At 61.2% G+C, this 20,844-nt stretch carries 17 protein-coding genes and 1 riboswitch; of the genes, 10 read left to right on the top strand and 7 right to left on the bottom strand.

Translation table 11 applies throughout. The annotated features are described in order from the left end of the window. Positions 1 to 123: 123 nt before the first annotated feature. From ACWHXD_RS05260 to ACWHXD_RS05245, 4 genes are all read left to right on the top strand, one after another. Positions 124 to 1,935, top strand: coding sequence for a penicillin-binding protein activator (locus ACWHXD_RS05260; RefSeq protein ID WP_138761312.1), 1,812 nt, complete (start codon positions 124 to 126; stop codon positions 1,933 to 1,935). Next, positions 1,935 to 2,306, top strand: coding sequence for a YraN family protein (locus ACWHXD_RS05255; protein WP_003188656.1), 372 nt, complete (start codon positions 1,935 to 1,937; stop codon positions 2,304 to 2,306). The genes ACWHXD_RS05260 and ACWHXD_RS05255 overlap by 1 nt, the downstream gene beginning before the upstream one ends. A gap of 93 nt (positions 2,307 to 2,399) precedes the next feature. After that, positions 2,400 to 2,993 carry a phosphoheptose isomerase gene (locus ACWHXD_RS05250; protein ID WP_007904374.1) on the top strand — a complete coding sequence of 198 codons (594 nt, stop codon included), beginning with the start codon at positions 2,400 to 2,402 and terminating at the stop codon, positions 2,991 to 2,993. Further along, positions 2,990 to 3,571: a BON domain-containing protein gene (locus ACWHXD_RS05245; protein WP_003188655.1), complete on the top strand. Its 582-nt coding sequence runs from the start codon at positions 2,990 to 2,992 to the stop codon at positions 3,569 to 3,571. The genes ACWHXD_RS05250 and ACWHXD_RS05245 overlap by 4 nt, the downstream gene beginning before the upstream one ends. Positions 3,572 to 3,793: 222 nt before the next feature. Here the strand turns inward: ACWHXD_RS05245 and ACWHXD_RS05240 are convergent, their stop codons facing one another. Together ACWHXD_RS05240 and ACWHXD_RS05235 are read right to left on the bottom strand one after the other, a co-directional pair. Further along, positions 3,794 to 4,564 (bottom strand): YiaD family glycine zipper/OmpA-like lipoprotein, encoded by a 771-nt coding sequence (locus tag ACWHXD_RS05240; RefSeq protein WP_020301258.1) that lies wholly within the window; start codon positions 4,562 to 4,564, stop codon positions 3,794 to 3,796. Between the two features lie 178 nt (positions 4,565 to 4,742). Beyond that, on the bottom strand, positions 4,743 to 5,387 hold the full coding sequence (locus tag ACWHXD_RS05235; RefSeq protein WP_003188651.1) for an MBL fold metallo-hydrolase: 645 nt from the start codon (positions 5,385 to 5,387) through the stop codon (positions 4,743 to 4,745). Between the two features lie 156 nt (positions 5,388 to 5,543). Here ACWHXD_RS05235 and ACWHXD_RS05230 point away from each other — a divergent pair, with 156 nt between their 5' ends. The 4 genes from ACWHXD_RS05230 to ACWHXD_RS05215 are packed head-to-tail and all read left to right on the top strand — an operon-like array spanning position 5,544 to position 8,977. Continuing rightward, positions 5,544 to 6,134 carry a paraquat-inducible protein A gene (locus ACWHXD_RS05230; RefSeq protein WP_014716964.1) on the top strand — a complete coding sequence of 197 codons (591 nt, stop codon included), beginning with the start codon at positions 5,544 to 5,546 and terminating at the stop codon, positions 6,132 to 6,134. Further along, positions 6,131 to 6,775, top strand: coding sequence for a paraquat-inducible protein A (locus ACWHXD_RS05225; protein ID WP_034134887.1), 645 nt, complete (start codon positions 6,131 to 6,133; stop codon positions 6,773 to 6,775). The genes ACWHXD_RS05230 and ACWHXD_RS05225 overlap by 4 nt, the downstream gene beginning before the upstream one ends. Further along, complete coding sequence (locus ACWHXD_RS05220; RefSeq protein ID WP_032893527.1) at positions 6,756 to 8,405, top strand: PqiB family protein; 1,650 nt, start codon at positions 6,756 to 6,758, stop codon at positions 8,403 to 8,405. The genes ACWHXD_RS05225 and ACWHXD_RS05220 overlap by 20 nt, the downstream gene beginning before the upstream one ends. 14 nt (positions 8,406 to 8,419) lie before the next feature. Beyond that, on the top strand, positions 8,420 to 8,977 hold the full coding sequence (locus ACWHXD_RS05215) for a PqiC family protein (RefSeq protein ID WP_138761311.1): 558 nt from the start codon (positions 8,420 to 8,422) through the stop codon (positions 8,975 to 8,977). 9 nt (positions 8,978 to 8,986) lie between these two features. On the opposite strand, the gene ACWHXD_RS05210 is transcribed toward ACWHXD_RS05215, so the two are convergent. The 5 genes from ACWHXD_RS05210 to ACWHXD_RS05190 form a co-directional block, all read right to left on the bottom strand. Continuing rightward, positions 8,987 to 11,716, bottom strand: coding sequence for a winged helix-turn-helix domain-containing protein (locus tag ACWHXD_RS05210; protein WP_499083582.1), 2,730 nt, complete (start codon positions 11,714 to 11,716; stop codon positions 8,987 to 8,989). Between the two features lie 271 nt (positions 11,717 to 11,987). Then, the gene (locus ACWHXD_RS05205) at positions 11,988 to 13,352 is read right to left on the bottom strand and encodes a DUF1329 domain-containing protein (protein WP_003188642.1); all 1,365 of its coding nucleotides are present in this window, start codon (positions 13,350 to 13,352) and stop codon (positions 11,988 to 11,990) included. Positions 13,353 to 13,394: 42 nt separating this feature from the next. Beyond that, the gene (locus tag ACWHXD_RS05200; RefSeq protein WP_056789674.1) at positions 13,395 to 15,254 is read right to left on the bottom strand and encodes a DUF1302 domain-containing protein; all 1,860 of its coding nucleotides are present in this window, start codon (positions 15,252 to 15,254) and stop codon (positions 13,395 to 13,397) included. 332 nt (positions 15,255 to 15,586) lie between these two features. After that, positions 15,587 to 17,269 carry a fatty acid--CoA ligase gene (locus ACWHXD_RS05195; RefSeq protein ID WP_138761308.1) on the bottom strand — a complete coding sequence of 561 codons (1,683 nt, stop codon included), beginning with the start codon at positions 17,267 to 17,269 and terminating at the stop codon, positions 15,587 to 15,589. A 624-nt stretch (positions 17,270 to 17,893) separates the two neighbouring features. Continuing rightward, positions 17,894 to 18,526 carry a LysE family translocator gene (locus tag ACWHXD_RS05190; RefSeq protein WP_014716957.1) on the bottom strand — a complete coding sequence of 211 codons (633 nt, stop codon included), beginning with the start codon at positions 18,524 to 18,526 and terminating at the stop codon, positions 17,894 to 17,896. 84 nt (positions 18,527 to 18,610) lie between these two features. Between ACWHXD_RS05190 and ACWHXD_RS05185 the strand changes: the two genes are divergently transcribed. Both ACWHXD_RS05185 and ACWHXD_RS05180 read left to right on the top strand, forming a co-directional pair. Then, a complete protein-coding gene (locus ACWHXD_RS05185; RefSeq protein WP_138761450.1) occupies positions 18,611 to 19,576 on the top strand; it encodes a 2-hydroxyacid dehydrogenase in 966 nt (321 codons plus the stop codon). Between the two features lie 30 nt (positions 19,577 to 19,606). After that, positions 19,607 to 20,605, top strand: coding sequence for a methyltransferase (locus ACWHXD_RS05180; RefSeq protein WP_138761306.1), 999 nt, complete (start codon positions 19,607 to 19,609; stop codon positions 20,603 to 20,605). 50 nt (positions 20,606 to 20,655) lie between these two features. Beyond that, a riboswitch (yybP-ykoY riboswitch) is annotated at positions 20,656 to 20,777 on the top strand. Positions 20,778 to 20,844 lie beyond the last annotated feature (67 nt).

The following is a 20,844-nucleotide window of genomic DNA, read 5'->3' as shown; positions in this document are numbered from 1 at the left end:
CACCGTCAGCTATTAGCAACATTTGCACGACCTAAATCCACGGTTTAACGCCATGAACATCGCGCCTGGGCCAGTGCTTGGGTACACTTCCACGCTAATTTGATCGGTATCAGGAACACTTACATGATCGCTTGCCTGCGGCTGCTCTCCGCCCTCTGCCTCGCTGCCTTGCTGGCTGCTTGCGCCAGTTCGCCCTCCTCCAGTCTTGGCGAACTGCCACGCACGCCCGATGCCAGTATCGAGCAACTGCTCGAACAGGCGACGAACGCCAAGACGCCAGAAAAAGCCGCGTTGCTGCGCCTGAGCGCGGCAGACCTGGCCTACCAGCAGAACAATCCCGGCCGCTCCTCGCAGATCCTTGCGCAAGTGCCCCTGGATGTCCTGAAGCCAGCCGCGCAAGTATTTGCCAGCACCCTGGCCGCAGAACTGGCAATGGGCCGCAACCAGCCCAAGGCGGCCTTGGCAGCGCTGAACCACCCCAGCCTGCAAAGCCTGAAGGAACTGCCGACCGACCAGCAGATCCGCACCGGTACCGTACATGCGCGCGCCTATGAAGCCGACGGCCAGACCCTCGCCGCCGCTCGCGAGCGCGTGGCCATGGCGCCGCTGCTGACGGGTGAGGCTGCCAGCAGCAACCACGAAGCCATTTGGGTATTGATTGCCGCGCTGCCAGCCGAACAGCTGCAAGCCACCGGCAACCCGACACTCGATGGCTGGATCACCCTGGCCCAGGCGGTCAAGGGCGCCGGTACGCTGGAGCAACAACAAGCCGCCATCGACACCTGGCGCGCACAGAACCCGGGCCACCCGGCGGCGGTGCAACTGCCAGCGCCGCTGACCAAACTCAAGGAACTGGCCAGCCAGCCCCTGAACAAGATCGCCCTGCTGCTGCCCCAGGAAGGCCCGCTGGCCGCTGTGGGCAAAGCGCTGCGCGAAGGCTTCATGGCGGCTCACTACCAGGCTGAGCAAGCCGGGCAGAAGCCACCGGTTATCGAGTTCTATGACAGTTCGCGCCTGACCTCCCTCGACGACTTCTACGCCAAGGCCCAGGCCGCCGGCGTGCAACTGGTGGTCGGCCCGCTGGAAAAACCGCTGGTCAAGCAACTCAGCGCACGCCCGCAGTTGCCGATCACCACCCTGGCCCTGAACTACAGCGAGACCGATCAAGGCCCCGCGCAGTTGTTCCAGTTCGGCCTGGCCGCTGAAGACGAAGCCCGCGAAGTATCGCGCCGTGCCCGTGCCGATGGCCTGCACCGCGCCGCCGCCATGGTGCCCCGTGGCGAATGGGGTGAGCGTGTATACAAGGCGTTCCGCCAGGATTGGGAAGCCAATGGCGGCACCGTCATGGGCGTGGAGTATGTCGACCAGCCTGTGGCCCTGGCCCAGCAGATCGCCGATCTGTTCCAACTGCGCAAGAGCGAAGGCCGCGCCAAGAGCCTGCAAAGCACGGTCGGCACCGACGTTGCCGCCCAGCCTTCGCGTCGCCAGGACATCGAGTTCATCTTCCTGGCCGTAACGCCGCAACTGGCCCAGCAGATCAAACCGACCCTGAACTTCCAGTACGCCGGGGATGTGCCGGTGTACGCGACCTCTCACGTGTTCAGTGCCAGCGGTGACCGCAACCAGTACCTGGACATGACCAATGTGATGTTCTGCGAAACCCCTTGGCTGCTTAACACCACCGACCCGCTGCGCAACCAGGTCGCCGCGCAATGGCCGCAAGCCAATGGCAGCCTGGGCCGCCTCTACGCAATGGGCGTGGATGCCTACCGCCTGGCGCCACGCCTGGGCCAGCTCAAGGCACTGCCGGACACCCGTGTCGACGGCCTCTCGGGCAACCTGGGCATCAGCGCCAACCAGCGCGTCGATCGCCAGATGCCGTGGGCGAAGTTCGTTGGCGGCGACATTCAGCGCCTGCCCGATACCCCACGCTGATGCCCGAGCGGTCCAGCGCACAAAGCGGCAAGGATGCCGAACTGCATGCTCTCAACTACCTGCAACAACAGGGTCTGCGCCTTCTGGCGCAGAACTGGTTATGTAAACGCGGCGAGCTTGATCTGGTCATGCTTGACGGCGATACAGTAGTATTCGTCGAAGTCCGCTACAGAAAACACGCACAATGGGGTGGCGCGCTCGCCAGTATCGACGGGCGCAAGCGTCAAAAGCTGATACTCGCTGCGCAGTTTTTTCTGCAAAAAGAGCATCGCTGGGCTGACTGCCCCTGCCGTTTCGATGTGGTTGCCATGGAAAGCACCCCGTCAGGCACAGCTGATCTGACTTGGCTCAAAAATGCCTTCGACAGCTGATTCGCCGGGTACCTCCACCACTCATTTTTGCTCTTTGCTTTGCGGGCTGCACATTACCTGTGCCAAACAGCCGCGCTACTTAAGGTCACACAGATGGACATGCAATCCCGAATTCGCCAGCTTTTCCAGGCCAGCATCGACACCAAGCAACAGGCGATGGACGTACTTGCACCGCACATCGAGCAAGCCAGCCAGGTGATGGTCAATGCCTTGCTCAACGAAGGCAAAATGCTTTCGTGCGGCAATGGCGGTTCGGCTGGCGATGCCCAGCATTTTTCCTCCGAGCTGCTCAACCGCTTCGAACGTGAGCGCCCGAGCCTGCCGGCCATTGCCTTGACCACCGATTCGTCGACGATCACCTCGATTGCCAACGACTACAGCTACAACGAAATCTTCTCCAAGCAGATCCGCGCCCTCGGCCAGCCCGGCGATGTGTTGCTGGCGATTTCCACCAGCGGCAACTCGGCGAATATTATTCAAGCGATCCAGGCCGCACATGATCGCGAAATGATTGTCGTAGCCTTGACCGGTCGCGACGGCGGCGGCATGGCTTCGCTGCTGCTGCCTGAGGACGTGGAGATTCGCGTCCCGGCCAATGTCACTGCACGTATCCAAGAAGTTCATCTGCTGGCGATCCACTGCCTGTGCGATCTGATCGACAGCCAACTGTTCGGGAGTGAAGAATGACCGTTAATCGCCTCAGTCTTTTGGCCATCACGCTGTGCGTCGCCATCAGCGGCTGCAGCTCGGCTATCACCGCTACACGGGACACCCCTATCCAGGACGACCGGGGCACGCGCACCTTCGGCAGCACCATTGATGATTCGCTGATCGAAACCAAGGTCAAGGTCAACGTTGCCAAGGCGGCCACCGACCTGGGCAACGGGGCCTCGCGCATTGTGGTGACCAGCTTCAACGGTGTGGTCCTGCTGGCAGGCCAAACCCCGCGCGCCGATCTCAAGGCCCAGGCCGAGCAAGCCGCCGCCGGCGTGCAACGCGTCAAGAAGGTCCACAACGAACTGCAGGTCATGGACCCGATCACCCTGCTGGCCATCAGCAACGATGCCCTGCTGACCACCAAGATCAAGGCTCAGATGCTGACCGACAGTGCTGTGCCAGGTTCGCGGATCAAGATCGTCACCGACAACGGCATCGTCTACATGATGGGCCTGCTGACCCAGGCCGAAGCCACCCGTGCAGCCAATTTGGTACAGGGTGTGTCGGGCGTACAGAAGATTGTGAAGGTGTTCGAATACATCGACTGATGTAGAGTCCTTGATCGTTCCCACGCTCTGCGTGGGCACGCATCCCGTGACGCTCCGCGTCACCACCCCACAGGCCGCGACTTTTGCGCCATCAGTGGGACGCGGAGCGTCAGAGCGGGCATTCCCACGCAGAGCGTGGGAACGATCAACGCAGAGCGGGGAGAACGATCAAAAAAGGGCGCCGTGCATTGACTGCACGGCGCCCTTTTTAATGCCCAGCGTTTACTGGTATTGCTGGTACGGGTTGCCTTGGAACTGGTTGTTCTGCTGTGGCGCCTGCTGCTGGCCAGGCTGGCCGTATTGCTGACCAGGGATCGGGCCGAGGTTGACTTCGACTCGACGGTTCTGGGCACGGCCGTTCACATCGCCGTTGCTGGCAATCGGGTTATCCGGGCCGGCACCGCGTGCGCTCAGGTTGGCACCGTTGACACCTTGGGAGGTCAGGTAGTTGGCCACGCTCTGCGCACGACGCTGGGACAGGTCCATGTTCAGTTGGCGGCTACCGGTGCTGTCGGTGTAGCCAACGATCTGGATGGTGTTCTGGTTGAACTGCTTGAGGGAGTTGGCCAGGTTGTTCAGCGGCTGGTAGAAGCTGCTGGAGATCGCGTCCGAGTTGGTGGCGAAGGTAATGTTACCGGGCATGATCAGCTTGATCTGGTCACCCTGGCGCTGCACCTCAACCCCGGTGTTGGCCATGCTTTCACGCAGTTTTTTCTCTTGCTGGTCGGCGTAGTAGCCATAACCTGCCGCACCGGCACCCGCAACCACTGCGCCAATCAGCGCGCCCTTGCCACGGTTGTTATGGTCGATGGCCGCACCGGCCAAGGCGCCAGCCAGCGCACCGAGGCCGCCGTACTTGGCGGTTTTGCTCATGCCGCTTTCGGAACCATTGCTGGCCTGTCCCTGGCTGCCGTCATAAGGGTTAGGTGAGGCGCAGCCAGACAACAGGGCTACGGCGGTAGCGACAACAAGCAGACGACGCGGAGTGAACATGAAGGAAGCTCCTACTTTTGCATTCTGTGATGCAGAGGACATTGGCAATGGACCTGTGCCGAGTTTGGAACGCGACAAACGGCAAAAATTCCGTGAAGGGGTGCGTAAAGCATAGCTGTCTTTGGCTCGGGCCTGCGCCTGTGTGTCTGTACCGGCTTGTATCAGAGCCGACAACCCATCACGCACGCACGAAAGGATTCTCCCGCATCTCATCGCCCAGCAACGTATCCGGCCCATGCCCAGTGACCACCGTCGCGCCTTCGTCCAGCGTATACAGGCGCTGCTTGATCGACCGCACAATCGTCGCCTGGTCGCCGCCCCATAAATCCGTACGCCCTACGCCACGACGAAACAAGGTATCGCCGGCGATCAACAGCTTGGCGTCGGCAAACCAGAAACTCATCGAGCCCGGTGTATGCCCAGGAGTATGCAAGGCTACGCCGCAGCCGCAGGCGAGCTCTTCGTCATGCTCCAGCCAGCGATCCGGAGACGGCACCGGGACGTAGGGCACGCGAAACATCTGGCATTGCATTTCCAGGTTGTCCCATAGAAATTGATCCTCTTTGTGCAGGTGCAGCGTGGCGCCGGTCTTTTCTTTCAATTGCCCGGAGGCCAGAAAATGATCAAGGTGAGCATGGGTGTGGATAATGCTCACCACCTTCAGGCCCAGCGCATCAAGGCGCGCCAGGATCAACTCGTGATTGCCGCCGGGGTCGACTACGATGGCTTTTTTAGTGATCGGGTCACCAATGATGGTGCAGTTGCACTGCAACGGCCCGACAGGGAAGGTTTCGCGAATCAACGGTTGTTTTTCAATAGTCATGGGTGTCCTGCAAGCTCTCTGGCGCGTTCCAAGTGCAGTATGGTGTAGCTTGCCCCTGCTCTGGAAGGCATCGATTGCGCGGCCTATCCGCTGCTAAGCTACACAAGCGCCATTGAAATCCCCCTGCTGCAGTCAGTCGCATTTGGAGCAACACCCATGGCGAATCAACAGATCATCTGCGAACACTGCGACTGCGTGTACGAGAAAGTCACGCTCGCCAAACATCAGAAAGCCCTGTGCGTACGCTGCTCTGGCGTGCTGCAGCGCTATAACGGCCTGTCGGTGCAACAACGTCTGGCCCTGACGGTGACCGCCGCAGTGCTGTGGACCTTTGCCAACTTCTATCCGGTGATGAGCATCAGCCTGCAGGGCTTGAAAAACAGCGCCACCCTCTGGGACTCGGTGGTTGCGCTGAGCCTGGGGCCGATCACGTTCATTGCACTGGTGGCGGCGATTTCCATCATTATCGCGCCGGTGTTTCAACTGCTGTTGCTGATCTGGGTGCTGAGTTTCGCCTTGGCCGGCCGGCGCTCGCCGGCGTTCAAGCTGTGCATGCGCTGGCTCGAAGCACTCCGGCCCTGGAGCATGCTGGAGGTGTGCCTGTTGGGCGCGATGGTTGCGGTGTTCAAGCTGGCCGGCATGCTGGACGTTATTCCTGGTACCGGCCTGTTTGCCTTGGCTGCCCTGAGCCTGTTGCTGATCCGCATTGCCGGGCGCGATGTGCGTGACCTGTGGGACACCGTATGAACTCACCGCCTACCGCCCGCGAGCTGAACCTGTGCCTGTGCCACACCTGCGGCCAGCCCTGCGACATGCGCCTTGAACCCACCGAGTGCGAGCGCTGTGGCGCCGCGCTGCATCGGCGCAAGGTGCAGTCCCTGACCCGCACCTGGGCCTACATGCTCACCGCCCTCGCCTTTTATGTCCCGGCCAACTTACTGCCGGTGATGAACACCACCATGCTCGGCTCGGGTGCAGACAGCACTATCATGAGTGGCGTGCTGGAGTTCTGGCAGCATGGCGCCTGGGACATCGCGCTGATCATTTTCATCGCCAGCATTGCCGTGCCGGGCATCAAGTTCTTATCGCTGGGGCTGTTGCTGGTCACCGTGCAGCGCAATAGCCAGTGGGCGCGCAAAGAGCGCTCGAAGCTGTTTCGGTTTATCGAACTGATCGGCTACTGGTCGATGCTGGATGTCATCGTGGTCGCCTTGGTGGCCGCGCTGGTGAAGTTTCAAGCCCTGGGCACGATCGAACCGCGCCTGGGTATTCTGTTTTTTGGCCTGGTGGTCGTGTTTACGATGCTCGCGGCCATGAGTTTTGATCCCCGGCTAATCTGGGAAAACCCACCTAACGAGGAGACCTCGGATGAGCTCATCCAAGGCTGACACCCCTGCGGGGCAACCCGTGATCAAGACGCGTCGTTTCAGCGTTTCGCTGGTCTGGATCGTGCCGATTGTCGCTGTGCTGGTGGGGATCTCGCTGGTGATTCACAGCGTCATGCAACAAGGGCCGACCATCGTCCTCAATTTCAAGACCGGCAGCGGGCTGGTTGCCAACAAAACCGAGGTCAAATACCGCAACGTGGTGATCGGCCAGGTAACCGCCGTGGCCCTGAGTGATGACCAGAAAAGCGTCAACGCCACCGTCGAGCTGGTCAAACAGGCCGAAAGCTTCACCCGCGAAGATTCGAAATTTTGGGTGGTGCGCCCGCGCATTGGCGCAGGCGGCGTGTCGGGCATCGACACGTTGCTGTCCGGCGACTACATCGGCGCAGACATCGGCCAATCCGAGACCCGCGCCAAACACTTCACCGGTTTGGAAAACCCGCCGCCCATCACTTACGGCGAACCGGGCAAGCGCTTCACGCTGCACACCCAGGCCCTGGGCTCCCTGGACATCGGCTCGCCGGTCTATTACCGCAAAATCCCCGTGGGCCAGGTGGTGGCCTATAAGCTGGACAACGAGGGCAAGGGCGTGAATGTCGAGATCTTCGTGCATGCGCCCAATGATGTGTACATCACTGAAAACACACGGTTCTGGAACGCCAGTGGCGTCGACTTGAGCGTCGGCGCCAATGGCTTCGCGCTGAAAACCGAATCCTTGTCGTCCATGTTGATGGGTGGGATCGCTTTCCAGGCGCCGCCCTACAACCCCAATGACAAACCGGCCGAAGAAAGTCGCAGCTTTGAGTTGTTCGAAGACCAGCAAAGCGCCCTCGCCCCACCCAACGGCAAGGGGCAATACATGGTCCTGCGCTTCGATCAGGCCCTGCGCGGGCTGAAGGTCGACGCACCGGTGGAGTTCCTTGGCGTGGAGTTCGGCAGGGTTGTATCGATCAACCTGGATTTCGATGCGAAGAAACGCACCTTCCCGGTCAATGTCGGCATCGTGATCTACCCGCAACTGCTCGGCGAGGCCCACACCAAGCTGCTCAAGGCCATGAACAATAACCCTGACGATGAGGCAGCCGGCGTACGCCTGATCGGCACCTTCATCGAAAACGGCCTGCGCGCCCAGGCCCGCAGCGGCAACTTGCTGACTGGCCAGCTGTACATCGCCCTGGACTTCTACCCCAAGGCCGAGAAAGTCGCGTTCGACCCGAACCAGCGCCCGGTGGGCATCCCCACGATCCCGGGCAACCTGGAACAACTGCAAGAGAAGTTCGAAGGCATCGTCAACAAGATCAGCCAACTGCCTGTCGAGCGCATTGCCGGCAACCTCGACGCCAGCCTGGTCGAACTGCGCAAGGGCCTGGCGCAATTCAACGCCAAGACGCTGCCGGGTGTGCAGACGACCTTGGGCGACGTGAGCAAGACCCTGCAATCGGCCAGTTCAACCCTGGCCGAAGACTCGCCGCAGCGTGAACAACTGACCCAGACCCTCGACGAGTTGGGGCGCATGTCGCGCTCCCTGCGCGAGCTTTCGGATTACCTGGGCCGGCATCCGGAGTCGCTGATTCGCGGCCGCCCCGATAACGCCGCACCGACGGACCTGCAAGGGCCACCCCGCAAATGACCATTGGAGCCGCCATGACATTGCCGTTGAAGATCACATTGCTGGCCACCCTGCTGCTGCTCGGTGCCTGTCGCAGTGAACCCATCGCCTTTCACACCCTGACCCCGGCGCACTTGAGCCCGAGTACGCGAGCAGAGGCCGGTGGTGTACGCCTTGAGAGCATCAGCGTGCCGCCTCAGGTCGACCGTGCGCAAATAGTGATTCGCCAGGGCGACAGCGGCCTGGCGATTCTTGAAACCCAGTGGTGGGCCGCCACCCTCGCCGATGAGCTGAGGAGCGCGCTGGTGGATCAATTGGCCAACAGTAATGCCCGGCAAGCCGTGGCTTTGCGCGTAGAGGTGCAGCGTTTTGACTCGGTCCCCGGACAGTACGCGCTGCTCGATGTGCGCTGGCGCCTGAGGCAAGTCAATGGCGACCGCCCAGCGTTGACCTGCCGCACCACCTTGCAATCACCCGCCGGGCCGAGCATCGACGAGCTGGTGGTGGCGCATCAGAACAACCTCAAGCGGTTCGCGGCGCTGATCAATCAGACCGTCGACACCTCACTCAAAGGCTGCCCGACCGCGCCTTGAGCCATGGGCTCAGGCCAGCAAGCCCATGGACTTGGCCCGCGCGACTGCCTGGGTACGACGCTCCACGCCGAGCTTGCTGTTGATATGGCTGGCGTGGGTCTTCACCGTATGCAGGGAGATGAACAGCTGGTTGCTGATTTCCTGGTTTGAACAGCCTTGGGCAATCAGCTGCAGCACCGCCAACTCTCGGTTGCTCAGGGTTTCCTGTTGAGGTGAGGCTTCAACCGCGCTGGCCTGGGGCAGCAACGCCAGCAAGCTCTGGTTCAGCAGCCCATGGGGGTCCTTGCCCAACTGCTCGCGCATCCACTGCGGGTAACCCTCCAACAAGCGTTGAAACGGCTGCAACGCGCCGCCCGAGCCGGCTTGCAGGGCACGGGCCAATACCGGCCTGGCCTTGGCCTCCTGGCCATTCTCCAGAAGCAACTGCACCTGCTGGACCAGCGCCATCAGGGCAATCATCTGGCGCCCGCTGTCATGGGCCTGTTGGGCCAACGCTTCGAGGCGTTGCAGCGCGCTGTCGGGTTGATGGCGAGTGACATCAAGCGCGGCTTGTTGCAGCTCGATATGTTGCGGCAGGTGCGGATGAAACTCAGGGGCGGCCGCGGCGTGCTCGCCGTTGTAGGTCTGCCCCAGGCGGGCCAGCCAGGCGTCGGCCAGGTCAGTGCGCCCCTGGGCCAGCCACAGCTCGCACTTGATCAGGGTGATCATCGCCAGGTAATAGATCGGCGGTACATCCCAGATGTGCATCAAGCGCTCGGCCTCGGCCAGTTCGGCAAAGGCATTGGCAAACTCCCCGCGCCGCCCTTCGAAGCTGGCGATGACACAGTGCCCGATCAGCACACTGATATCGCGGCAGGCGCGAGCCTCGGCCAGGCCGGCGCGCAAACGCGCAAGGCCGGCTTCGGGCTGGCAACGCACCAGCAGCAGGTAACCTTCGTACAGCGACAGCCGTGCGCGCACGGCGTACAGGCGCTGGAGTGCCAGCCCATGCAGGCGCTCCAGGCCATGGCGAACTTCATCCAAAGACCGCAGGATCTCACCCCGCGACTGCAACACCCGGGCCCGGTCGTAATGGGCTAAGGCTTCAAACAAGGGGTTACCGACGCGCTGCGCCAGTTCCAACGATTCGCGGTTCAGGCCACGGGCGCGCCACAGGTCGGCATCGGCGATTGCCAGGTTGGACAGAGTCGAGAGGCACACCAGGCGCTGGCCGTAACGCTTTTGCGGCAGGCTTTCCAACGCCTCTTGGCAATAGCGCTGGGTCAGCTCACGGTCTCCGCGCCCACGGGCAATGATCCCGCTCAACGCCAACCATTGGGCCAACATGGATTTTTGCGCGGTGGCCGATGGCGCCGGCAGGAAGCGGCTAAGGTAACTGGACAGTTCCTGCGCCGCATCCAGTTGGCATGCGAGCCCCAGCGCCCAGCTGTACAGCACGATCAAACGCGGCGTGCTGATCAGCAGGCTGTCGGGCAGGTCCATCTTCCAGCGCAGCAGCATGCCGATGTTCTGCTCTGCCAGCAGTTGCTCTTCGGACAGGTTCTGCACCAGATTCGCCGCTACATCCAGGTGCCCGGCCCGCAGCGCCTGCTCCACCGCCTCGTCGATCAAGCCCTGGGCGTTAAACCAGCGACAAGCGCGCAAGTGCAAGCTGGCCGGCGGCAAGGTGGCGCTTTTCTCGCGGCGGGTGCGCAGCAGGTCAGAGAACAAATGGTGATAGCGGTACCAGTGCCCTTGCTCATCCAACGGCACCAGGAACACTTGATGAGCCTGCAAATAGCGCAGGATTTCTGCGCTGTCATGGGCCTCGCGAACGGCGTCACACAATTCGCTGCAAAAGCGCTCCTGCGGTGCAGTGTCGTAGAGGAACGCTTGCACCTCCGCAGGCAGGCAGTCGATAACCTCTTCGAGCAGGTAGTCGCGAATCAGCCCCTCGCCACCGTGCAGGCTTTGGGGCAAGGCGCCCTCACTGCCGGCTTCGGAGGCCGCCAACAGCCAGAAGCGCAGGCCGGCGACCCAGCCCTCGCTACGGCGGATCAGGTTTTCCAACGCTTCACCGCGCAATGCGTTGCCGTGCCCATCCAGCACCGCCAGGGATTCGTCGTGGGTCAGGCGCAGGTCTTGCTCATGCAGTTCCAACAGGTGCCGCGACAGGCGCAGGCGTGCCAGGTGCCAGTCCGGACGTTGCCGGCTGGTGACCAGCACCACCAGGCCATCGGGCAAATGATTGAGGAAAAATTGCAGGCAGCGATCCAGCACCGGGCCCTGGGCCAGGTGATAGTCATCCAGTACCAGCAATAACGGCGAGCGCGCAGACAGGTGCACGGCCAGCTCGTCGAGCAGGCCATCGAGCCATTCTTCGAAGGCAAAGGGTTGGTGACGCTGGCGCATTTTCAGCAAGCCCATGGATTGGGCGCCGAGTTGCGGGAAATACTGTTGCAAGCCGTCGAGCAGCCGCTCCAGGAAACGGCCGGGGTCGCTGTCCCGTGGGCTCAGGCCCAACCACAGGCTTTGCCACTGGGCTGGCAAGCCCTGGCAGAACTCCACCGCCAACGAACTCTTGCCGAACCCCGCGGGCGCGCTGACCAGCAACAGCCGCCCCTCCAGGCCGGCATTCAGGCGTTCGCACAGGCGCGGGCGCAGCACGTAGCCGTCAGGCAGCGGCGGCCTGTAGAAGCGGCCTTCCAGGGTCGGCATCACCACACTGGCAGGCCCATGGGTTCGGGACAGATCAGTCATCGCCGGGCTCTTGTAGAAGGCTGTTGTCGGCATTGCAGATGTCCGCAGACTAGCGGTAAAAGCGGCGGGATTGTAGATCTTTGCAACAAATGCCTGAAAAAGAACTGCGACAAGAAATATCCCTTCCAGCCTCCTGGAAAGAAGTAGGAGCGAGCTTGCTCGCGAAGGGCTCAAAAACAACGCGCCCATTCAGGATGGGCGCGTGAGGCGTGACGCAGAGCGTCACAGGAAGCGCTCCCACGCAGAGCGTGGGAGCGAGCATCAGCAGAGGTTAGCGAACACCGTCCTGGCGCAGGGCCGCCGGGGTGAAGTCGCTGGTGCTGGCGGTGAAGCCAAAGTCATAGGCCTGCTTCTCTTCGTTCTTCATGCCCAGTGCCAGGTAACGGCCGGACTGCAGGTCGTAGAGGGTTTCCAGGGCGTACCACGGCACTTGCTTGTCGTAGTAGTTCTCGGCATGGGCTTCGGCGACACGCCACAGTTGGCCGCGACCGTCGTAGTGGTCGATCACCGCGGCTTGCCAGGTGTCTTCGTCAATGTAGAAGTCACGCTTGGCGTAGATGTGGCGCTGGCCTTCCTTCAAGGTAGCGACCACGTGCCAGACACGGCGCAGCTCGTAGCGAGCCAGGTCCTGGTTGATGTGGCCAGCCTTGATGATGTCGGCGTACTTGAGCTTGGGATCGTCGACCTTGTAGCTGTTGGAGGCAATGTAGATTTCTTTCTTGCCTTCCAGCTTCCAGTCGTAGCGGTCCGGCGCACCGTTGTACATGTCGAGGTTGTCGGAGGTGCGCAGGCCATCGGCGGCAGTACCCGGCCCGTCATAGGACACTTGCGGCGCCCGACGCACGCGGCGCTGCCCAGCGTTGTAGACCCAGGCCGAACGCGGCTCTTTGACCTGGTCCAGGGTTTCGTGCACCAGCAGTACACCACCGGCCAGGCGCGCTGGCGCAGTCACTTGCTGCTTGAAGTAGAACAGCACGTTGCCTGGGTTTTTCGGATCGAAGTCCTTCATCTTGTCGCGGAACACGAACTGGTCGCGGAAGTACACCAGGCTGTAGGAGCCATTGGTTTGCGGAGTGGCCTGAGTGACCAGACGGGTCACGCTGCCGCCGCGATAACGGGTGATGTGGTTCCAGATCACTTCAACGCCGCTCTTGGGAATCGGGAACGGGACGGCGGTTTCGAAGTTTTCCAGGCCGTTGCCGCCGGACACCAGGTTGGTGGTGGTGGCGTTTTTCTTGATCGAGGCAAACACCTCAGCTGGCACGGTGGCGCCGCGATGGGTCGGGTACACCGGCATCTTGAAGCTGTCCGGGTAACGCTTGAACATCGCGTATTGCCCGGGCGCCAGCTTGTCTTTGTATTGCTCGACGTTCTGCGCGGTGATGGTGAACTGCGGTTGCTCGCTGGCATACGGGTTGGCGAGGAAACCACGGGCGTCGACCGCGCCGGCGTTGGTCGGCAATGGCGACCATTTTGGAATGGTGCCGGCCGCGTTACCGGCCATCTCGGCGCCCATCGGGGTCAGGGTCGTGCCGAGCTTGGCGGCTTCATCTGCCGAGACTGCCGCCATGACGTTACTCGCCAGGATCGACAGCCCAAGCACACCCACGTGCAACAGACTTTTTGTTATTTTCATGCTCTGGTCTTCCTGAATACATGCCACTTGAAAAGAGTGTGCTTAGAAGTTGGCGCCGAAGCTCAAGGCGACAAAGTCGCGGTCATCCACGGTGCTGAACTTGCCACCAAAGAAGTTGGTGTACGCCAGGCTCGCGGTGTAGGTGTTCTGGTACTCGGCATCCAGGCCCAGGCTGACCGCCTTGCGACCTTCTTCAAAGTTGCCGCCAGGGCCTGGCGAGTAACCTTTGACGTCATGGGACCAGGCCACGTTAGGCTTGAGGTTCACGCCCGCGAACACGTCCGGGTATTCCCAGATGGCACGGGCGCGGTAGCCCCATGACGTTGCGGTGGTGTAGCCGTCGTTATTGCAGTTGGTGTTCAGGCCTGCAGCGTTGGGCAAGCCGGCGCCGTTGGCGGTGGAGTTGTTGAGGGCGTTGCAGAACCCACCTGGCAGCGTGCCTGGACCGAACACCGGGTCGCGGCCGTAACGGGCCTGGGATTTGCTTTCCAGGCCACCCACGTGGGTCACGCCGATTTCACCGACGGTGGTCAGGCGGCTGGCGCCCATGACCTGGTCGAAGAAGTGCGTGAAGGTGGTCTGGAACTGGGTGACTTCCTTGCGGTTGTAGCCGTGCAGGTCCTGGCCCGGCGAGCCCTTGAGCACGGACGCATTGCCAAAGCCCGGGATCGGCGTGACACCGGCGAACAGAATGTCAGTGGTGCTCAACTGCACCGGCGCATTCGGACGGTAGCTCAACTCACCGCTCCAGGCGGTGCCGGTAGGCAGGGTGGTGGAGAAGCTCAGGCCGTAGAGGCGGATATCTTCCGGGTACTCGACGAAGTAATTCGAGCTGCCCGCCACAATCAACGGCCGCAAGGCTCCCAGTGGCCCCAGCGGACGCGTGTAGGCCGCCGATGGCGCGCCCTGTGCACTGAAGATCGGCGCACGGCTGTGGTAGTTCATGAAGTAGGCGCCGAATTCGGTATCCAGCGGTTCGAAGTTGTAGCGCATGGCCACGCCGAACTGGCCGCTGTCGCGTGCATCACGGTCCGGCCCACGGCGCACCAATACGCCTTCGCTGTTCACGTCCACACCCAAGGCCCCCAAGGTCGGCAGTGCAGCAGCAGGAATGGTGGAACGCTTGTTCAGTACCCGCAGGTTATTGCTGCAACCATCGGAGATCACGTCCGGCTGCGAGAAGAACGTGCCGCAGTTGTCAGTAACGGTCTGGTCCCACTCCAGCTGGTAAAACGCCTCGGCCGACAGGTTGTCGGTGAGCGACTGGGACACGTAGAACATGTTCACCGGGATCAAGCCTTCCTTGATCTCGGCCCCCGGACGACGAAACGCCGACACGTCGATCGGGTTGATGGAGTTGATGCCGCCACCGATGAAGGTACTTTCGCCCCAGCTCACCACCTGCTTACCAAAACGCACGGAACCCGGCGCATCGGCAATCGAGTAGTTGTGGTAGACGAAGGCGTCGAGAATCTGCCCGCCCGAAGACTTGGCGCCTTCCTTGCGGTTGTTGTCGCTGATGTCCTTGAACGGACGGCTTTCGTCCTTGAGTTCAAAGTCGTACCAGTACTTGCCTCGCACAAACACACCGGTGTCGCCGTACTTCAGTTCCAGGTCGTGGATGCCCTTGAAGATCTTCGAGAAGGTCTCGCCGCGCTTGAAGTTCAGGTGGCCGTCATCGGAGGTCTGGGACAGGCCCTTGCCGCCGTTGTTGGCACCGATCAGGTCACGATTGGGTTTGGCTGTGGACCAGCTAGCGCCCACGGAAAGCGACGAGTCAAAGCTCCCTTCGATTTCACCAATGTTGAAACTGACGCCGAATGCCGGCCCGGCGAGCGTAGAAGCGAGGCTGACGGCCAGGGGCAGTCTTGCCCGGCGCCAGAACTGGTTTACTGAGGTCATCGACGCTACTCCATGTGCATATTTTATTGTTATGGCAGTGAGCCCTTTCTTCAGATGTAACGGCCGGGATACAACGATTCCAATGCCGCATCGCCACCGAGCCTCCATGGCTCGAAGCGCAACATCCGCGAAAAACTCTGAAAGGGACTATAGCCAGAGGGGGGTAGTGCTTGATCCCTCTAAAGTGTGATTTGCATCACCAACCTGTCTGCCACAACCCTTTCGCCACGCCGACGAAGGTCGACGCGGGAAGGATGGCTGAAATTCGGCAAATCACAAGTAAAGGCTTGATATAGAGCATTGCCGCGCCCGAACGGACGCGGCGAGAGGGTTTAGAGCGTGGAGAGGAACGTGCTGTTGTTGGCCTGCCACTCGATGATGTCGACACGGATACGTTTCTTGTCGAGCTTGCCGACACTGGTCTTGGGAATTTCAGTAACAACGGCGATCTGGCTCGGGATCGCCCACTTGCTCAAATGCCCCAGCTCGACAAAAGGCTTGAGGTGCTCCTTGAGCTCTCGCGCGTCGATCACCTGCCCTTCGCGCACCACCAACAACGCGAAGGGGCGCTCGCCCCATTGCGGATCGGCAATGCCCACCACCGCCACTTCCCGCACCGCCGGATGACGGCTGACCAGGTCTTCCAGAGCCAGGGAAGAAATCCATTCGCCGCCGGTCTTGATCACATCCTTGATGCGGTCGCGGATATCAATCACGCCGAAGGCATCCAGCGTGGCCACATCACCGGTGTGCAACCAACCACCGGCCCAGAGTTCGGCGCCCTTTTGCGGCTCTTTGTAGTAACCCTCGGTGAGCCACGGCGCGCGCAGCACCAGTTCGCCCTGGGTTTCGCCATCGGCGGGCAGGAAACGACCGTCGGTGTCCATGATTGCCGCCTCAACCAACGGCCCCGGCACACCGGCCTTGATGCGGTAGGTGGTGCGCTCATCTTCGCTGCCAGCCATCAGCTCTTCGTTGAGGTGAGCACAAGACACCAGCGGCCCGGTCTCGGACATACCATACGCGGCGGTCAGTTGAATGCCCCGAGCCTTGGCGGCTTCGTACAGCGAACGATTGAGGGCGCTGCCACCGATGACGATTTTCCAACCGCCGAAATCCACGTTCTGCGCAGCCTTGGCGTTGAGCACCATTTGCAGGATGGTCGGCACACAGTGGGAGAACGTCACCTTCTCCTTGCGCCACAGCTCCACCAGATATTCCGGGTCGTAGCGGCCGGGGTACACCTGTTTGAGCCCGAGCATGGTCGCCACATACGGCAAGCCCCAGGCGTGTACGTGGAACATCGGCGTGATCGGCATGTACACGTCGTTGGTGCCCAGCAGCCGCACGCTGTCGACGCAGCCCATGATGGTCGCCACGCCAATGGTGTGCAGCACCAGTTGCCGGTGGGTGAAGTACACACCTTTAGGGTTACCGGTGGTGCCGGTGGTATAGAAGGTGGTGGCGACCGAGTTTTCGTCAAAATCCTCGAAGTCATAGCTGGGGCTGGCGGCGGCCAGCAGGGTTTCGTACTCACCGACAAGATTGGGTAGCTCGGCGGTGTGGGTGTCACCATCGGTAATCAACAAGGTCTTGTCGACAGTAGTGAGCTGCCCGGCAATCGCCTGGTAGAGCCCCACGAACTCACTGTTGACCAGCACAAAGCGGTCTTCGGCGTGGTTCATGGTGTACAGAATCTGTTCCGGCGACAGCCGCACGTTGATGGTGTGGATCACCGCGCCAATCATCGGGATGGCGAACATGCACTCCAGGTAACGGTGACTGTCCCAGTCCATCACCGCCACCGTGTCACCGGCCTTGACCCCGGCTTCGGTCAGCACATTGGCCAGGCGCGCGACGCGCTCGATCAGCGTGGGGTAGCTGTAGCGCAGCTTGTCGCGGTAGATAATTTCCCGGGTCTTCTCGTAGCGAGTCCCGGACATCAACAGGCGCTTGATCAACAGCGGATACTGGTACGCACCTTCGGCGGGCGGGATAACACGGGTCTGCAACATAAGAATCCCTTTAATGACTGCACGGTCTTGGCTTGAAGACCTGCACTGTAGAGCGCTTATGTTTCAGCCAAATCAGCCAAAGGAATGATTTGCAGGGGCCAGTAAATGCTAGCGTTGCGCCACTATCTGGACATCATAGCGCTCCAGCAATCGACAGTAACCACGATGCGAAGCGAGTCGCTCTTGATCTGCTTTTGATCTTGATCTCAAGCGCCCCGTCAAACCACGCTGGCCGGAATTCGACAGTGATTTGGGGGGTAAACCGGCAGGGATGCCGGTTTAGCCGCCCCGCGCCATGGATGGCGCGTGGCGGCGACCCCCCAAATCACTGGCGGATTACGGGCACACCGAGCCCAAGCGAGGTGCCGAGTGGTGGGGCAAGAGCGTTTTGCTTACTTTTGCGCTGTTCAAAAGTGAGCCGCCGTCAGGGCGGAACCCTAAGTGGCCGTTACCGTGGGAATGGATATGTACACAATCCAACTGTGTTGACTATCAGGCCGCCTTCGCGAGCAAGCCCGCTCCCACAGTTGGATCGTGGGGCGCCAGGTAGGTGTCGGATGGCAGGCCGTCATCGCAGGCAAGCCAGCTCCCACATTTTGTCCCTGCCCGCTTGAATGAACGCGCTTACTTCATGCTAGTGAAGGCCAACTTCACCCCAATGGCAATCAACACCGCGCCCATGGTCCGATCAAACCAATGACCCATCTTTGCAAACCCGGCCCGAACGCGTTGCTGGCTGAATAGCATGGCCACCAGGCAAAACCACAACGCCGTCGCCACCGCCAGGTACACCCCATAACCGGCCTGCACCGCCAGCGGTGTGTGCGGGTTAATCACCACGGTAAACAACGACAGGAAAAACAGCGTGGCCTTGGGGTTCAAGCCATTGGTCACAAAGCCTGCGGTAAACGCGCCACGCGGCGTGCGCTCACCCGCTTCACGGTGCAACTCGCCCTCGGCCGCAGGCTTGGCCGGCTGGGCACGCAGGGCCTTGAAGCCGATGTACAAAAGGTATGCCGCGGCCGCCCACTTCAACGCATTGAACAGCACAATGGACTGGGACACGATCAAGCCGATACCCAGCAACGAGTACCCCACATGCAGGAAAATCGCCGAACCGACGCCCAGTGCCGTCCATGTGCCGGCGCGGCGGCCATGGGTCACACTCTCACGCACCACCACGGCGAAATCCGGGCCGGGGCTGGCCACCGCCAGCAAGTGAATCAAGGCTACGGTCAAAAACTCGGCGACGTACATGCTCACTCCATTAAGTAACTGATTATTTCATCTGATAGGCTCGGCAGATTACGCCTTCGAACCTCGTCGCAAAAGGTACAGTTGATCATGAACAATCGCCGCGCCGTCTTCCTCGACCACCCTTCCCTGGACTTGGGCGACCTCGACCTCAGCGGTTTGCATGACTGCTTCAGCCAGTTGCAGCTGTTTGAACAGACCACGCCAGAAAATGTGCAGGAGCGCTTGCAGGGCGCCCATGTCGCCATCAGCAATAAAATCCCGCTCACGGCCCACACCCTGGCCGCCTGCCCCGAGCTCAAGCTGATCCTGGTATCGGCCACCGGCACCAACAATATCGACCTTGAAGCTGCCCGTGCCCAGGGGATTACCGTGAGCAATTGCCAGGGCTATGGCACGCCGTCGGTGGCCCAGCACACGATCATGCTGTTGCTCAACCTCGCCACACGCTTGAAGGACTACCAACAGGATGTAGCCGCGGGCAAATGGCAGCAGGCCAAACAGTTTTGCCTGCTGGACCATCCAATCGTCGAACTGGAAGGCAAAACCCTCGGCCTGCTCGGCCATGGTGAACTGGGCAGTGCCGTGGCGCGCCTGGCTGAAGCGTTTGGCATGCGTGTGGTGCTCGGCGCGATACCTGGGCGCCCTGCCCGCGCCGACCGTGTGCCGCTGGATCAATTGCTGACCCAGGTCGATGCGCTGACCCTGCATTGCCCACTCAACGAGCACACCCGCGACTTTATCGGCGCTCGTGAACTGGCGTTGCTCAAGCCTGGCGCGTTTATCGTCAACACCGCACGCGGTGGTTTGATCAATGAACAGGCCTTGGCCGACGCGCTGCGCAGTGGTCACCTTGGCGGCGCGGCGACTGACGTGCTGAGTGTCGAGCCGCCAGTCACGGGTAATCCGCTACTGGCTGAAGACATTCCACGCTTGATCGTCACGCCCCACAACGCCTGGGGCAGTCGCGAAGCACGCCAGCGCATCGTCGGCCAACTCACGGAAAACGCCCTGGGCTTTTTCAGCGGCGCCCCGCTGCGCGTCGTCAGTTGATAAACTGCGCCCCTTTTCAAGGAGCAGACTATGGATCCGCGCAGTGAAGTACTGCTTCGCCAGGCCGAACTTTTTCAAGGCAACCTGCTGCTCGTAGGTTTGCCTGCCGACGATTTGCTTGGGCGCCTGCCCAACGCCCACGGCTGGTGCTGGCATGCCGGTGACCAGGCGGCGCTCGATGCACGCTTCGCCGAACGCAGCCAGTTTGGCGTGACGGTGCCCGAGCGCGCCTTTGATGCGGCGGTGATTTTCCTGCCCAAGTCCAAGGACCTCACCGACTACCTGCTCAACGCTGTGGCTGCGCGCCTGCCGGGTGCCGAGTTGTTTCTGGTGGGCGAGAAAAAGGGTGGTATCGAAAGCGCCGCCAAACAGATGGCTCCGTTCGGCAAACCGCGCAAGCTCGATAGCGCACGGCATTGTCAGTTGTGGCAGGTCACCGTCGCCAACGCGCCGCAAGCCGTGGCGCTTGAGAGCCTGGCGCAAGTTTTCGAGGTACCGCTGGCCGAAGGCCCACTGAAGGTCGTGAGCTTGCCAGGTGTGTTCAGCCATGGTCGCCTGGACCGCGGCACCGAGTTGTTGCTGGAGCACTTGGACAAACTGCCCAGCGGCAACCTGCTCGATTTCGGTTGCGGCGCCGGCGTATTGGGGGCGGCGGTCAAACGCCGCTACCCGCATAACACCGTGACGATGCTGGATGTGGATGCCTTCGCCGCCGCCAGCAGTCGCCTGACGCTGGCAGCGAACGGCCTGGAAGCCGAGGTGTTGACCGGTGACGGTATCGACGCAGCGCCCATGGGTTTGAACGCGATTTTGAGCAACCCGCCCTTTCACGTCGGTGTGCACACCGATTATTTCGCTACAGAGAACCTGCTGCGAAAAGCGGCGAAACACCTGGCAAAAGGTGGCGAACTTCGCCTGGTTGCCAATAGCTTCCTGAAGTACCAACCTCTGATCGAAGAGCATTTGGGCATCTGCGCAATCAAGGCCGAAGGCAATGGTTTTCGCATCTACCGGGCCAAGCGCCCCTGATGGGCGTTTGAAAAAGAACGCTTGCCGAATGGGTTTTGCCTAGGCAGAATCCGCAGCGTCCTAGGGGAGTAGTCTCCCACGAGCGCCATGCTCGTCCGGCATACGTCAACATACTTGGTCAGCAGACCATGGCGTATGCGACCCAGGAGTCCGCACAGACGGACCGGGGTTTGACAAGACCTATGACACGCACACCTTACCCGGGGCGGGAAGGCTGTACGTGTCATAGCCGTGTCGAC

Source organism: Pseudomonas fjordensis (assembly GCF_976987115.1).
The sequence above is the reverse complement of the archived record's forward strand: the minus strand, read 5'-3'. Positions and strand labels throughout refer to the sequence as shown.

What these genes read in the sequence shown, in the direction of transcription:
- ACWHXD_RS05235 (WP_003188651.1), bottom strand. Translation starts at nt 5,387, where the DNA reads ATGACTATTGAAAAACAACCGTTGATTCGCGAAACCTTCCCTGTCGGG.
- ACWHXD_RS05190 (WP_014716957.1), bottom strand. Translation starts at nt 18,526, where the DNA reads ATGTACGTCGCCGAGTTTTTGACCGTAGCCTTGATTCACTTGCTGGCG.
- ACWHXD_RS05260 (WP_138761312.1), top strand. Translation starts at nt 124, where the DNA reads ATGATCGCTTGCCTGCGGCTGCTCTCCGCCCTCTGCCTCGCTGCCTTG.
- ACWHXD_RS05215 (WP_138761311.1), top strand. Translation starts at nt 8,420, where the DNA reads ATGACATTGCCGTTGAAGATCACATTGCTGGCCACCCTGCTGCTGCTC.
- ACWHXD_RS05245 (WP_003188655.1), top strand. Translation starts at nt 2,990, where the DNA reads ATGACCGTTAATCGCCTCAGTCTTTTGGCCATCACGCTGTGCGTCGCC.
- ACWHXD_RS05205 (WP_003188642.1), bottom strand. Translation starts at nt 13,352, where the DNA reads ATGAAAATAACAAAAAGTCTGTTGCACGTGGGTGTGCTTGGGCTGTCG.
- ACWHXD_RS05180 (WP_138761306.1), top strand. Translation starts at nt 19,607, where the DNA reads ATGGATCCGCGCAGTGAAGTACTGCTTCGCCAGGCCGAACTTTTTCAA.
- ACWHXD_RS05195 (WP_138761308.1), bottom strand. Translation starts at nt 17,269, where the DNA reads ATGTTGCAGACCCGTGTTATCCCGCCCGCCGAAGGTGCGTACCAGTAT.
- ACWHXD_RS05200 (WP_056789674.1), bottom strand. Translation starts at nt 15,254, where the DNA reads ATGACCTCAGTAAACCAGTTCTGGCGCCGGGCAAGACTGCCCCTGGCC.
- ACWHXD_RS05230 (WP_014716964.1), top strand. Translation starts at nt 5,544, where the DNA reads ATGGCGAATCAACAGATCATCTGCGAACACTGCGACTGCGTGTACGAG.
- ACWHXD_RS05210 (WP_499083582.1), bottom strand. Translation starts at nt 11,716, where the DNA reads ATGACTGATCTGTCCCGAACCCATGGGCCTGCCAGTGTGGTGATGCCG.
- ACWHXD_RS05220 (WP_032893527.1), top strand. Translation starts at nt 6,756, where the DNA reads ATGAGCTCATCCAAGGCTGACACCCCTGCGGGGCAACCCGTGATCAAG.
- ACWHXD_RS05250 (WP_007904374.1), top strand. Translation starts at nt 2,400, where the DNA reads ATGGACATGCAATCCCGAATTCGCCAGCTTTTCCAGGCCAGCATCGAC.
- ACWHXD_RS05255 (WP_003188656.1), top strand. Translation starts at nt 1,935, where the DNA reads ATGCCCGAGCGGTCCAGCGCACAAAGCGGCAAGGATGCCGAACTGCAT.
- ACWHXD_RS05240 (WP_020301258.1), bottom strand. Translation starts at nt 4,564, where the DNA reads ATGTTCACTCCGCGTCGTCTGCTTGTTGTCGCTACCGCCGTAGCCCTG.
- ACWHXD_RS05225 (WP_034134887.1), top strand. Translation starts at nt 6,131, where the DNA reads ATGAACTCACCGCCTACCGCCCGCGAGCTGAACCTGTGCCTGTGCCAC.